The organism is Porphyrobacter sp. ULC335 (genome assembly GCF_025917005.1).
Classification (GTDB): domain Bacteria; phylum Pseudomonadota; class Alphaproteobacteria; order Sphingomonadales; family Sphingomonadaceae; genus Erythrobacter.
In genome coordinates this window covers 2786545-2799717 of the sequence record NZ_CP078091.1, presented here as the reverse complement: position 1 = coordinate 2799717, position 13173 = coordinate 2786545, and the positions used below count along the sequence as shown (strand labels likewise).

The following is a 13173-nucleotide window of genomic DNA, read 5'->3' as shown; positions in this document are numbered from 1 at the left end:
CGCGCTTCAATCGGGGAGCTGCACGGCCCGCCCGCTCTCAGCGCAGGATCAGCGGCAACGCAGCTCGCCCCGGTCGATCTCGCGGCCCAGCAGGCCGCCACCGATTGCGCCCAGCAGGGTGCCGACGGTGCGATCACCGCGCGTGTCGATGGTGCGGCCGAGCAGCGCGCCCACGCCCGCGCCGATCACCAGACCGGTCGTGCCGTTATCGCGGCGGCAGTAGTAGCGGTCGCCATCGCGCCAGATCCGGTCGCCGCGGTCGAGACGGCGCGGCTCGTGATAGCGGCCGCGGTCGTCATAGATGCGATCCTTGGCGCGTTTGCCCCAGGCTGGCGCATGGCGCGGCGGATCGGCCTGCACGGGCGCGGCCATCGGGAGCGTCATGGCTCCGGCGGCAAGGATGAGAGCGATCTTCTTCATGGCAGTTCCTTTTGGTTTGTCTGCTTCTGAGAGAGCTGGCTGCCGTTACGCAGTCGGCAGAGTAAAGTGCGAGGCGGCGGGGCGGTGTCCGGTCAAGCCGGACGCCCGCCCCTGATCCGCCCGCTTAGCGGCAGCGTGCGCCGCCCCGGTCGATTTCGCGGCCGAGCAGACCGCCACCAATCGCGCCGAGCAGGGTGCCGACAGTGCGGTCACCGCGGGTATCTACGGTCCGGCCGAGCAATGCGCCGACGCCCGCGCCGACCAGCAGGCCGGTGGTTCCGTCGGCACGACGGCAGCGCCAGCGGCCATCATTGTCGCGCCAGTAATCGCCGCGGCGGCCTTCATGACGGCGGTCGTCCCAATCGCGGTCACGGTCGCGATAGCGGCGACGGTCGCGGCGGTCGCGCCAGTCGTCGTCATCGTCAAAGGCGACGACCGAGGTGAAGGGCGCGGCACCATCGTTGAAGCTCGCGAAAATGGGGGCGGGGGCGGCCGGCAGTTCAGCGGCCTGCGCCGGAGCGGCAAAGGCGGCCATGGAACCAGCGGCGGCGATCAGGGCAAGGTGTTTCATATTGCGTATCCTTGTGGCGGCTCCCCGATGGAGCCCGACCCTTTTCGTTCAGGTTACTCGAACGCAGGATGAACGCGGCTTTCAGGAAACAGCAGGATTTGTTCAGCTGGCCGTGGGGTAAGATGAACCGTGCCTCAGATACGTTTGGCTGCGGCCTTTTCTCGCAGGCGCGGGGTGAGGGGCGCGAGTGCGGCAAGTTCGGCGAGTTCCGCCGCGGTTGCCTTGCCCGCAACCAGTGCCCGAAACACCCGCGCGACGCTCCAGTCGCTGGCACCGATCGCGACACGCTCAAGCGAGTCTCCGGCCGCCACTTCGCCTGTTTCGAGCACGCGGAAGTACCATCCAGAACGCCCGCTCGTGATGATCCGCGCAACCATGCCCTTGTGGCCGAAGCGGTGCTCGATCTTCCAGCAGGGCTGGCGCGGCTGGCTGACCTCGATCAGCGCCCCCCTGTCCCTTGGGCCCAGGCGGAAGCGGTCACCGATATGCACGTGCTCTTCGGTGAGGCCGGTGACCGCGAGGTTCGATCCGAAGCCGCCGGGTTCGGCGAGTGCGGGATGATCGCCGATTTCCCCTCGCCACCAGTCATGGTGATCCATCGGGTAGAGATGCAGCGCCATCTCCGGCCCGCCATGCACGCGCCGGTCGGCCTGTTCGTCGGGCGCGAGGCCTTCTTCGAGCACCTGCACACGCCCTTCGCGGGGGCGCTTGGCAATGGCGCTGAGTTCGGCGCCGTTGAAGGGGCGGGCGGTGCCGGTGCAGACGGCCTCGATAGTCCAGCGGTTCATGCTTTCCTCACGATAAGGTCGATCCAGTCGCGCTCCACATTGTCGAACCCGCCGGCCATGTAATGCCGGGTATCGACGATCTCCCAGCCGGGAATCGCGCTGTATTGCGCCGCAAGCCAATCGGCAGCGGGAAAGTTGTAGAACCGGCCAAGAGTATCGCGGGCCTCTTGGTCCCCGAGTTTGTAGCTGGCGAAATGCCAGCCACCGGGGCGCAAGGCGCGGTGGATGCGGGCCAGCACATCGGGCAGCGCAGCGCGGGGGCAGTGGAGCAGGCTGGCATGGGCCCAGACGCCGTCATAGGCGGCCTCGGCATCGAGCTCTTCAAAGGCCATGACGCGCGCGCCCACACCCCAACGTTCGTTGGCCTTGGCGACCATGGCAGGTGTCGCATCGGTCGCATCGACCGCGAACCCGCGCGCGGCGATCCGCGCCGCATCCTGCCCGCCGCCGCAGCCGAGTTCGAGCACGCGTCCGCCCACAGGCAGTTGGTCGAGGAAGGGATCAAGCTGATAGGAATGCGCCTGACCGAACTTCAGCACATAATGCGGTGCGCGGGTCTGGTAGAAGGCAATCGTATCGGGATCGGTGCTCACGCGCCTGCTGCTTCTGCCGCCTCGCGGTCGCGTTGGGCGCGGGACTTCTTCTCGGCTGCCGTCTTCAACTGCCCGCAGGCCGCGTCGATATCACGCCCGCGCGGCGTGCGCACCGGAGCGGAGAAGCCGCCCTCGAACACGATCTGCGAGAAACTGCGGATACGATCAGGCGTCGAGGTTTCGTAACCCGCACCGGGCCAGGGGTTGAAGGGGATCAGGTTGACCTTGGCCGGCAGGTTGAACTGGCGCAGCAGGCGGACAAGCTCGCGCGCGTCATCATCGCTGTCGTTCTTGTCGCGGATCATCACATATTCAAAGGTGATGCGCCGCGCATTGCTGGCACCGGGATAGTCGGCGCAGGCCTGAAGCAGCTGCTCGATCCCGTATTTCTTGTTGAGCGGCACCAGTTCATCGCGCACTTCCTTGCGCACGCCGTGGAGCGAGACCGCCAGGTTCACGCCGATCTCCTCGCCGCAGCGCTCCATCATCGGGATGACGCCGCTGGTCGAAAGGGTGATGCGCCGCTTCGACAGGGCGAGGCCGTCGCCGTCCATCACCAGCTTCAATGCATCGCGAACGTGATCGAAATTATACAGGGGCTCACCCATGCCCATCATCACGATGTTGGTGAGCAACCGGCCATCGGCGGTGTAGTGACCCGCCTCGTCATCCTCGTCGATCGCGTCGGCATCGCTGACCATCGAGCCTTTCGGCCATTCGCCCAATGCATCGCGCGCCAGCATCACCTGCCCGACGATCTCGCCCGGGGTGAGGTTGCGGACCAGCTTCATGGTGCCGGTGTGGCAGAACGAACAGGTGAGGGTGCAGCCGACCTGCGAGGAAACGCACAGGGTGCCGCGCGTCTCGTCGGGGATGAACACCATCTCGAAATCGTGGCCGTCGGCAGTGCGCAGCAGCCACTTGCGGGTACCGTCAACCGAGTGCTGCGCCTCGACAACATCGGGGCGGCCGATCACGAAGCGCTCCGCCAGCCACGGGCGCATCGGCTTGGCGATGTCGGTCATCGCCTCGAAATCGGTGACGCCGCGGTGATAGAGCCAATGGAACACCTGCTTGGCGCGCAGCTTGGCCGCCTTGGCATCGAGCCCGGCTTCCTCGAACAGCTCGCGGATGCGCGGGCGGGGCAGGCCGATCAGATCGACACGGCCATCGGCACGCGGCGTGATGTCGCGCGAAGCGGGGACCGGGTCAACGAGGCCCGGAATGGTCATGAGTGCGGTATCGGCCATGGAGGCTGGGCATATAGTCGCAGATGTGCGGTTTGACCAGTCAGCGCCTTTGCGCACATCCCACTGTGGCCGCATCGATCGCCGTGGCCGCGCCCGCCAGCGTGTAGCGGTCCGTGAAAACCCCGCCCTTTGCGCCTTTTGCCGAGACGCTCATCCGCGCTGCAGAGCGCAGAGCGGCGATGATCGCGGCATCATCGCGCGCATCCGCCGCCCAGGCATTGCGCCCCTTGGCGACAAGATCGAAGCGCTTGTCCCCCACCGCCAGCCGCACCGATGCCTTGTCGGCAACATCGCGGGACAACACCAGATGCACCGCCCCGCGCACCTTCTTGTCCGGCCAATGCGAGACGGTGGCATAGGCAGGCGCGGCGGGTGATCCTTGCGCCTTGGCGATGGCATAGCAGCGCTGCGGCTTGGCATCCTTGAAGGCGGCCCAGCTTTCATACACGCCAAGGCTCTCGCGCGCAGCCAGCGGCGCGGCGATCGTGGCAGCCAGGGCACAGGCGAGGGCGGTCACGCGGGGAAGCATGTTGACCCCGATTGCCCAGTGTCGGCGAATTTGCAACACCGCGCGTATGTCGGATCAGCATCGCAAACGCTCAAAGGCCCTGTCCTACTGGCTGCGGCACGCGCCGGAGCAGGGCGGAATCACGCTCGATCCTGGCGGGTGGGCAGAGACCCATGCGGTGCTGCTTGCGTTGCAACGCGATGGTCTGGAAACCTCGCCCGACCTGCTGCGCGCGGTGGTTGCGGAGAATGAAAAGAGCCGGTTCGAACTGTCGGAAGATGGCCATCGCATCCGTGCAAGGCAGGGGCATTCGGTCGCGGTCGAAGGAAGCTGGGAAGCCGCCACACCGCCACCGGTGCTGTTTCACGGTACGGTGGAGAAATTTCTTCCGGCGATCATGCAGGAGGGTCTGACCCGGCAACAACGCCATCATGTGCATCTGTCCCCGGACATTGAAACCGCGACCCGGGTCGGGCAGCGGCGCGGGTCGGCAATCATTCTCGCGGTTGATGCAGCGGCGATGGGGGCGGCGGGCTTTGCCTTCGCGCTGTCGAGCAATGGTGTCTGGCTGGTCGAAACGGTGCCGCCGCAATTTCTCCGGCGGCTGGATTCCACTCAGTCGTAAGCAATCGCCAACACTTCCCACTCGCGCGTGCCCGAGGGCAGAGTGACAATGCGCAGATCGCCCACGCCAGCTCCGCGCAGCGCGCGCGCCAGCGGGGAGTTCCAGCCGATCCGGCCTGCGCCCGCGTCCTGTTCGTCGTCGCCCACCAGTTGCACGGTCTGGCGATTGTCATCCTCGTCCGCGATTTCGACCTTCGCGCCGAAGAACACGCGGCCGCGGTCGATCTGTGCTGCCGGATCGACCACCCGCAGCGCCTTCATCCGCTTGATCAGATGGGTCAGCTCGCGGTCGATTTCGCGCATCTTCTTGCGGCCATAGAGGTAATCGCCGTTCTCCGAGCGGTCGCCATTGCCTGCCGCCCAGCTGACGATCTCGACAATCGCCGGACGCTCTGTGCCGAGCAGGTGATCATAGCGCGCCTTGAGCGCGGCCATCCCCGCTGGCGTGATCGGTGCCCCCTGAACCTTCATTGGCGCGGCTTCATTGCTCAGCGCAGGAAGGTGTCGACGGGGCGCGGCAGGCCTGCGGTTTCGGGATACATGTGCGAATAGGTCACCGCATTGCCGATGACGCGCATGATGTAATAGCGCGTCTCGAAATTGGCGGGGATCTTCTCGACCCAGGTCACCCAGTCGATTGCGCCGGTGCGCGGATCGCCGTTCTTGCGCAGCCATTCGTTCACGCGTCCCGGCCCGGCATTGTAAGCGCCCACGGCGAGCGGGTAGGCCCCGCCGTAATAGCTCATCATCCGCGCGAAATAGGCGTCACCCAACTGGATGTTGTAATGCGGCGCGCCGATCAGATCGGCGGCCATGTAATTCATGCCGAGCTTGCCCGCCTGTTCGCGTGCGGTGCCGGGCATCAGCTGCATCAGCCCCCGCGCGCCGGCATGGCTGACACGGGTGCGGTCGAATTCGCTTTCCTGCCGACCGATCGCGTGGACCATCACCCAGTCATTGACCGCAGACGGCGTGGAGACGACCGGGAATCCGATCCGCTCAAGCCCCGACAACCCGTTCTCGCCCGCCTTCATGCCGAGCACCACGGCCATCTCGTCCAGCCCGACTTCGTTGGCGAGCATCGCGGCCATCAGCATTTCGGTGGGCGTATCGGCCTCGTCACCAAGAGCTTCGAAGAAGCGGCGTTCGGTGCGCCAGTCGCGGCGGTTCTTGGCGAGCGCGCGGATCGCCTTGACGACGGGGCGGCTTTCGAACTCGGCGCGAACGCTGGCATCCATCGCAGGCTGGGGGAGACCGGCAAAGCCCGGCATCGGACGGCCAAGCGCCGACAGCGCGAGCTGGCCGTAATAGTAATCAGGCCAGCGCGCTGCCATTTCGAAATAGCGCGTTGCCTCAGCGCTCAATCCGGCCTGACGCGCGGCGCGTCCAGCCCAGAAATAGCCCTTGGCCTTGGTCAGCGGCGTCTTGGCTGCATCGCCATAGCGCGCAAACAGCGGCGCGGCGGTGGTTCCGTCGCCCAGCTGCCACAGCGCCTTGGTGCCGCCCAGCCACATCAGATCGGTCAGCCGGTCGCGCAAAGTGAAGCTGGTGAGCGACAAATCGGTGCCGGGGGCGAACAGGTCTTGCGTGGCACCGGCAATCCGCGCGGCATCCCCTGCGCCGGAGACTTCCGCGAGATCGAGCAGCTGGCCGACAAAGGCCTCGGGCTCGCGCGCCGGGCGGACAAAGGCGGGGCGGTTGGTGAACACTCGCGCGGCCTCGCCGTTCTGGCCGGTCGAGCGCAGGAACTTCACGAGATTGAAGACATAGCCCGGATCGGCCTCGGCCCCGGGAGGAACGGCGATTCCGGCCGCCTCTGGCCGCGCACCGCGCAGCAGTGACAGGCGGGCGAGGGCGAGGGGCCGCTCGGCTTCGGGAAGGTTCACCAGCTGGCGCGAGGCGGCATCGGCCTTGCCCTGCCACAGCAGCGCATCCATCCGCACCGCGTGATCGTCCGGCGTGAACTGCGCACCGTAAAGCCCGACGAGATACAGCTCGACCGGATCGCTCATCGCGCCGCCGCGCCATGCCTTGCGCGCTTCGGACAGGGCTTCGGGCCGCTGCACCGCAGCGAGCGCCAGGGCGTAACGCGCGCGAGCCGGGTTGGTGAGCGGCGGGTTGGCATCGAAGTAGCGCAGCAAATCGGCCTGCGGCGGGGCTTCATTCTCCAGCGCGGCTTCGGCCCGCTGGCGCAGGATGTCGATGCGCGGGAAGGTGGGGTAGGCAAGCACGAAACCCGCATAGTCGGCGAAGGTATGGGTGCGGCTGGCCTGCAGCACTTCCCAACGCGCCAAAGCGGCGTCGATGGCCGTGGGCTGACGGGCGACGAGATCGTTGCTGTTGCCCCAATCCTGCGCAGCCAGCGGCGCGCCGAACGTCAGACCCGTCCCGATCGCGAGACTGGCAGCATATATCCGTGACGAATTCAAAAACTTACGGACCATGCTGGACATAGTGCCAATCGGCTCCTTATCAGGCGCTGAACGATGGGATAACGGGGGAGAGACCCTCTTATTCCGATATCTAGCGATGAAGGCAGGACAAAGGCAATGTTCAGCGGTTCGATACCCGCTCTGGTGACTCCTTTTCGCGGCGGAGCGTTCGATGAGGTCGCGTTCCGGCGGCTGGTCGACTGGCAGATCGAGAACGGCAGCGCCGCGCTTGTCCCCTGCGGCACGACGGGTGAGGCATCGACCCTTTCCAACGCCGAGCATCACCGTGTGATCGAAGTGTGCATCGAGCAGGCGGCGGGCCGCGTGCCGGTGATCGCGGGCTGCGGATCGAACGACACGCGCAATGCGCAGCTGCACATGAACTTCGCCAAAAAGGCTGGCGCGGCAGCAGGGCTGTGCGTTGCCCCGTACTACAACCGCCCGAGCCAGCGCGGGTTGATCGCGCATTTCAGTTATCTCGCGGAAAACTGCGACCTGCCGATCGTGCTCTATAATGTGCCCGCGCGCACGGTGACCGATATTCTCGACGACACGGTGGTCGAATTGGTGCGCAAGTATCCCGACCGGATCATCGCCATCAAGGACGCGAGCGGGGACCTGAGCCGCGTCGCCGATCACCGCATGGGCATCGGGCGCGAGTTCTGCCAGCTTTCCGGCAATGACGAATTGTGGCTCCCCCACGCGGCGGCGGGCGGGCGAGGCTGCATCTCGGTGACGGCCAATGTCGCGCCCAAGCTGTGCGCCGAGTTCCACGAAGCTATCGCAGCGAACGAATTGAAGAAGGCGCGGCAACTGAACGACCGCCTGTTCCCGCTGCACTACGCGATGTTCTCCGACGCGAGCCCCGCGCCGGTGAAGTATGCGCTGAGCCGCGTCCACCAGTGGATCGAACCGGAAGTGCGCTTGCCGCTGGTCGAGTGCTCGGACGAAGCCCGCCGCGCGGTGGATGAGGCGCTGGTTCTCGCGGGGGTCATCCCCGCCTAAACCACCTCGTCCTCGTCCAGCAGGCGTTGGGCGCTCCCCTGCGGTTCGCTCGCCAGAATCGCTTCGGTGATCGAATCGATCTGCGCGCCGACCCGCTCGGGGTGGTCGATGGCGGCGATGTGGAACAGGGCGTCGCCCTGGTGGACGACGGGCAGGGTGGCGTGGCCGATGATGATCCCGTCGACCGGGCTGACCATCTCCTCGGCTTCCTCGCCGAACAGGCCTGCGACGCAGCCGAGCAGATCGCCTTTCCGCACCGGATCGCCGGATTCGCGCACCATCTGCGCCACCCCGCCACGCGGAGACCGCACCCAGACCGAACGGTTCGCCCGCGCCGGAATGCCGACCGCGCTCAGGCCGTCATCCGCTTCGATCATGCCGAGGTGGGCGAGCACCCGCTCCACGCCCTCAACCCCGGTTTCAATCGACAGGCGGTCAAACCGCAGCGCCTCGCCGGCCTCCATCAGCAGCATTTCGACCCCGTGCTTCTGCGCCTGATCGCGCAGCGAACCATCGCGCAGGGGACTCTCGATGATGACGGGCGCGCCGAACGCCATTGCCAGCTCCACCAGCCGCCGGTTGCCCGCGGCGATGCGGATCTGGGGGAGGTTGTAGCGGTGTATCGCCGCCGAATGGATATCGATGCCCAGCGTGCAGCGCGCCACCACCTCGCGGTAGAAAACATGCGCCAGCTGCCCGGCGAGCGATCCCCCTGCGCTTCCGGGGAAGCTGCGGTTGAGATCGCGCCGGTCGGGCAGGTAGCGCGAATGGGTGATGAAGCCGAAGATATTGGCGACCGGCACCAGCAGCACCGTTCCCGCCAACGCCGCAGGATCCAGCTCCTGCGCGAGCCGCTGGATCACTGCCGTGCCGATAATCTCGTCCCCGTGGATCGCAGCGCTGACGAACACCGCCGGGCCGGGCCGCGCGCCGTGCAGAACCCGCACCGCCAGTGACGAGGACGTGCCGGTTGCCAGCGTCGTGATCGGGAAGGCGACATCGCTGGCTGTGCCGGGGGCGACACTGGTGCCTGCGATGATGAACGGCTCTGGCGTGGTCATGCGCGCGGAGTTCCCCTGCTGCCCGGAAGGTGACGCTAAACCGCCGCCGCGCAAAGCGCAAAGCACGGTAATGTTTTGCCCCCTCGCTTTTTCGCGGCCCAGCCACTACATCGCCCCCCCTTATGGCACGCCCCAAACCCGTAACCTTCGACAAGCTCAAGATCGTCGCCGAGAACCGCCGCGCGCGGTTCGACTACTATATAGAGGACACTTTCGAGGCCGGGCTGGCCTTGCAAGGCACCGAGGTGAAGGCGCTGCGGGCGGGCGAGGCGAGCATCGCGGAAAGCTATGCCGAGGTGAAGGACGGGCAAGTGTGGCTGATCAACGCCAATATTCCCGAATACAGCCACGGCAACCGCCTCAACCACGAGCCGCGCCGCCCGCGCAAATTGCTGCTGCACGAACGCGAGATCGAGAAGTTCGTCGGCGCGGTGGAGCGCAAGGGCATGACGCTGGTCCCGCTGATGGTCTATTTCAACAGCACCGGTCGGGCAAAGGTCGAACTCGCGCTCGCCAAGGGCAAGCAGAACCATGACAAGCGCGCCAGCACCAAGGAACGCGACTGGAAGCGCGACAAAGCGCGCCTGATGCGCGACCGCGGGTAAAAATAGTCACGCAGGCACCGATTCATCTACTGGTCACCACGGCGATGCTACCCATATCCCCAATCACCATGCTGGCCTCATCGACCCTTTCCGATCCCGTCGCGGCTGCGCGCCTGCAAGGTCGCCGCGCATGAGCGTGCCACCGCCCCGCCAGCCCACCATCGCCAAGCGGTCAAAGACCTGGGCAATGGACATCATCCGCAAGAACACCCCGACGCGCGAGGAAATGGCGAATAACCGCTTTCTCGCCCCCGTCGCGCACCGCGTGCTTTCGCCCGAATTGTGGCGCTTCACGCGGCGCTCGGTGCCGCGCGGCGTGGCGCTGGGGTTGTTTGCGGCTTTCATTTTCCCCTTGGGGCAAATCCTGATTTCCACCTTCCTTGCGCTGCCGGTGCGCGCCAATGTGCCGCTGGCTGCACTGGTGACCTTTGTCACCAACCCCTTTACGCTGCCCTTCTGGGCGGCAATCGCCTACAAGCTCGGCGATTTCGTGCTGCATTTCGGCGCGACTGCCCCGGCGGTGGTCACAGCCAAGGCCGCCAGTAGCGGGGCATGGGCCTGGTTCGCAGACGCATACGAAGTCGCCGGTGCCACTCTGCTCGGCTATCTGGTGCTGTCGTTTGCCGCGCCTGTGATCGGTTACATCCTTTCTGCATGGGTATGGCGCGCCGTAGTGTCCCGTAAGCGGGCCAGACGGTTGAAGGTGATGGAAGCGCGTCTCGACCAGCGGCTCGGTGCGCAGTAGGAAGCGTTCCGGCGCATGCCTGCGCCGCCCGTTTCCATAGGAGCTGACCCGCCTTGTCCCGCCGCCCCGGCAATGATCCGAATCTTCTCAATACAACCGACGAAGCAGGTGCAGGCCTTCCGCCCGTCAACCTGATGCTGGCGCTTGGCGGCGCTGTGGTTGCGAGCGCTGCGGTGCTGTTCTTCGCCACCAGCAGCGGCCTTGTGGCGCTGGCCTTTGTGCTGGCAGCGGGCGTGCTGTTGGGCGGGGTGGTGATGCTCGACCGGATGCGCGATGCCCCTGAACGCGAGGGCGTGGCCGCGCCCGACTGGAGCGTCACGGTCGCAGCGATCGAGCGTGCGGGCGAGGCGATTGCCATTACCGACCGCGCCAATCGCATGGTTTGCGCCAATATCTTCTTCCTCGACAGTTTTGGCGCCAGTGCCGCGCCGCCTGCGCTGCCGTTCGGACGCAAGGCGCTGGAGGCGGTGACGCTGCTCGCACGCAACGCCTGGCGCGACGGGAGCGCCGCGCTTGAGGATGTGGAGGCTTCGGACGAGACGCGCTGGCAGGTTTCCGCCACGCGCGCCGGACGGGGGGACGATCACCTGATCTGGCGGCTGCGCCCGATCGTGCGCACCACCAGCAGCAACCTGCACGCGCTCGATCTGGCCGGGCCGTTCGGCAAGATGCTGAGCCGCGCCGGGATCGAGACCGCTATCACCACTTCCGATGGCGTGATCCGCGCCGTCAGCGCCGGCTTTGCCGAGCGGGCCGCCGGGGACGAGCGGGCGAGCATGGTGGGGCAGGATTTCGTCAGCTTCCTGCGCTCCGACGAACGCGACCGCATTTTCTTTGCCCGCGAAGGGCGGGGCGGAACGCCGCAGACGCTGGTCGACGTCCCGCTGGTCGATCCCGAGGAGCGGGTTACCCCCGCAGGCCCGGACGAGGCGACGTCCCTGATGCTGCTGATCGATTCGGGCGTGGGCATCGGTTCGGGCTGGGATGGCGCTTCGCAAGCCGGGGTCGCGCAGCTTGATGCACTGCTGGCGCAATTGCCGCTGGGCCTTGCCATGACCGACCGTGACGGGCGCTTCCTCTTCGCCAATGACGCCTTCCTGCGATCGGTCGCGCGCGAGGGGCGGGGGCTGCCTGCCTTCCCGACCGATCTCGTCGTGCGCGAGGACAAGGCTGCGCTGTCCGATGCGGTGCGCCGCCACGGACGCGGCCCTTCGACCAGCGGCGATGTTGCGGTGCGACTGGTCAACAGCCCGGAAGAGCCGGTCTCGCTCGGCCTTGCGGGCGTGCGGGGCCTTGGCGAGGCGGCGGTGCTGCTTTCGCTTGCCGACACCTCGCAGGAAAACCAGCTGCGCCGTCAGGTGGCGCAGGCCACCAAGATGCAGGCCGTGGGCCAGCTTGCGGGCGGCGTCGCGCATGACTTCAACAATGTGCTGACCGCGATCATCGGCAATTGCGATCTGATGCTGCTGCGCCATATCCCGGGCGACAGTGATTACGACGACATCCAGCAGATCCGCGCCAATTCCAACCGCGCCGCCGCGCTGACGCGCCAGTTGCTCGCCTTCTCGCGCCAGCAGACCTTGCGGCCCGAGATCATCCAGCTTCCCGACGTGGTCAGCGAGGTCAGCCCGCTGATCAAGCGGTTGCTGGGCGAGAAGATCACCTACTACGTCCAGCATGACCGCAACCTTGGCCCGGTGCGCGCCGATCCGCAGCAGATGGAGCAGGTCATCATGAACCTCGCCGTCAACGCGCGCGATGCGATCCAGTCGCGCGGGAATGGCACGGGGCGGATTTCGCTGTTCACCCGGACGTTGCATGCCAAGCAGGTGATCCAGCTCGGCTCCGAGGTGCTGCCCGCGGCGGACTATACCGTGCTGATCGTGCAGGACACCGGCGGCGGCATTCCGCCGCACGTGCTGCCCAAGCTGTTCGAGCCGTTCTTCACCACCAAGGAACAGGGCAAGGGCACCGGCCTCGGCCTGTCGACGGCCTACGGGATCGTCAAGCAATCGGGCGGGTTCATCTTCGCCGACAATATCGCGGACAAGACCGGCCACCCCGTCGGTGCGCGTTTCACGGTCTATTTCCCCGTCCACCGCGGCGAGATGCCCAAGAAGCGCGCGGCTGCGCCGCTGGTTTCTTCCGACTGGTCGGCAGGTGGCAAGGTGCTGCTAGTCGAGGACGAGGACATGGTGCGCGCCGTAGCCGAACGGGCGCTGACCCGTGCGGGTTACGAAGTCACCGCCTGCGCCAATGGTGAGGAAGGCCTTGCCGCCATCACCGAGGGCGGGACGTTCGATGTCGTGGTGAGCGATGTGGTGATGCCCGGGATGGACGGACCCGCCATGGTCCGCGCCATCCGCGCACAGCTTCCCAAGATGCCGGTGCTTTTCATGTCAGGCTATGCCGAGGAACAGCTGCGCCGCGATATCGACATCCCCGACATGCACTTCATCGCCAAACCCTTCAGCGTCGCATCGATCGGCGACAAGGTCGGCGCGGTGCTGCAACAGGCGCGCGCGGAGGCCGAGGCTGGCGCATAGGCGCGCGGCGGAAGTCGCATTTTCA

At 66.4% G+C, this 13173-nt stretch carries 14 protein-coding genes; 5 read left to right on the top strand and 9 right to left on the bottom strand.

Annotated features, from left to right (window positions below; genetic code table 11):
* Positions 1 to 48 precede the first annotated feature (48 nt).
* From KVF90_RS13390 to KVF90_RS13365, 6 genes are all read right to left on the bottom strand, one after another.
* Entirely contained in the window at positions 49 to 420 is a 372-nt protein-coding gene (locus KVF90_RS13390) for a glycine zipper 2TM domain-containing protein (RefSeq protein WP_264392073.1), read from the bottom strand.
* Between the two features lie 124 nt (positions 421 to 544).
* Positions 545 to 991: a glycine zipper 2TM domain-containing protein gene (locus KVF90_RS13385; RefSeq protein WP_264392072.1), complete on the bottom strand. Its 447-nt coding sequence runs from the start codon at positions 989 to 991 to the stop codon at positions 545 to 547.
* Between the two features lie 134 nt (positions 992 to 1125).
* Positions 1126 to 1779 (bottom strand): MOSC domain-containing protein, encoded by a 654-nt coding sequence (locus tag KVF90_RS13380; protein ID WP_264392071.1) that lies wholly within the window; start codon positions 1777 to 1779, stop codon positions 1126 to 1128.
* Positions 1776 to 2372, bottom strand: a complete 597-nt coding sequence (locus KVF90_RS13375) for a class I SAM-dependent methyltransferase (RefSeq protein WP_264392070.1) — start codon at positions 2370 to 2372, stop codon at positions 1776 to 1778. Before KVF90_RS13375 ends, KVF90_RS13380 begins: the two co-directional genes overlap by 4 nt.
* The gene (gene rlmN, locus KVF90_RS13370; protein WP_264392069.1) at positions 2369 to 3622 is read right to left on the bottom strand and encodes a 23S rRNA (adenine(2503)-C(2))-methyltransferase RlmN; all 1254 of its coding nucleotides are present in this window, start codon (positions 3620 to 3622) and stop codon (positions 2369 to 2371) included. Before rlmN ends, KVF90_RS13375 begins: the two co-directional genes overlap by 4 nt.
* Positions 3623 to 3662: 40 nt before the next feature.
* Complete coding sequence (locus tag KVF90_RS13365; protein ID WP_264392068.1) at positions 3663 to 4151, bottom strand: hypothetical protein; 489 nt, start codon at positions 4149 to 4151, stop codon at positions 3663 to 3665.
* Between the two features lies 1 nt (position 4152).
* Between KVF90_RS13365 and KVF90_RS13360 the strand changes: the two genes are divergently transcribed.
* Positions 4153 to 4755: an RNA 2'-phosphotransferase gene (locus tag KVF90_RS13360; RefSeq protein ID WP_264392067.1), complete on the top strand. Its 603-nt coding sequence runs from the start codon at positions 4153 to 4155 to the stop codon at positions 4753 to 4755.
* Here KVF90_RS13360 and greB read toward each other — a convergent pair.
* Both greB and KVF90_RS13350 read right to left on the bottom strand, forming a co-directional pair.
* Positions 4746 to 5225 carry a transcription elongation factor GreB gene (gene greB / locus KVF90_RS13355; protein ID WP_264392066.1) on the bottom strand — a complete coding sequence of 160 codons (480 nt, stop codon included), beginning with the start codon at positions 5223 to 5225 and terminating at the stop codon, positions 4746 to 4748. The two genes, KVF90_RS13360 and greB, sit on opposite strands and share 10 nt — an antisense overlap.
* Before the next feature lie 17 nt (positions 5226 to 5242).
* Positions 5243 to 7198: a lytic transglycosylase domain-containing protein gene (locus KVF90_RS13350; protein ID WP_264392065.1), complete on the bottom strand. Its 1956-nt coding sequence runs from the start codon at positions 7196 to 7198 to the stop codon at positions 5243 to 5245.
* Between the two features lie 105 nt (positions 7199 to 7303).
* Here KVF90_RS13350 and dapA point away from each other — a divergent pair, with 105 nt between their 5' ends.
* Positions 7304 to 8191, top strand: a complete 888-nt coding sequence (gene dapA, locus KVF90_RS13345) for a 4-hydroxy-tetrahydrodipicolinate synthase (protein WP_264392064.1) — start codon at positions 7304 to 7306, stop codon at positions 8189 to 8191.
* Here the strand turns inward: dapA and KVF90_RS13340 are convergent.
* The gene (locus KVF90_RS13340) at positions 8188 to 9252 is read right to left on the bottom strand and encodes a succinylglutamate desuccinylase/aspartoacylase family protein (protein ID WP_264392063.1); all 1065 of its coding nucleotides are present in this window, start codon (positions 9250 to 9252) and stop codon (positions 8188 to 8190) included. The genes dapA and KVF90_RS13340 overlap by 4 nt on opposite strands.
* 122 nt (positions 9253 to 9374) lie before the next feature.
* Here KVF90_RS13340 and smpB point away from each other — a divergent pair, with 122 nt between their 5' ends.
* The 3 genes from smpB (at position 9375) to KVF90_RS13325 (ending at position 13148) form a co-directional block, all read left to right on the top strand.
* Entirely contained in the window at positions 9375 to 9857 is a 483-nt protein-coding gene (smpB, locus tag KVF90_RS13335; RefSeq protein WP_264392062.1) for an SsrA-binding protein SmpB, read from the top strand.
* 130 nt (positions 9858 to 9987) lie between these two features.
* Entirely contained in the window at positions 9988 to 10602 is a 615-nt protein-coding gene (locus tag KVF90_RS13330; RefSeq protein ID WP_319641031.1) for a DUF2062 domain-containing protein, read from the top strand.
* A 134-nt stretch (positions 10603 to 10736) separates the two neighbouring features.
* Complete coding sequence (locus KVF90_RS13325; protein ID WP_264394516.1) at positions 10737 to 13148, top strand: PAS domain-containing sensor histidine kinase; 2412 nt, start codon at positions 10737 to 10739, stop codon at positions 13146 to 13148.
* Positions 13149 to 13173 lie beyond the last annotated feature (25 nt).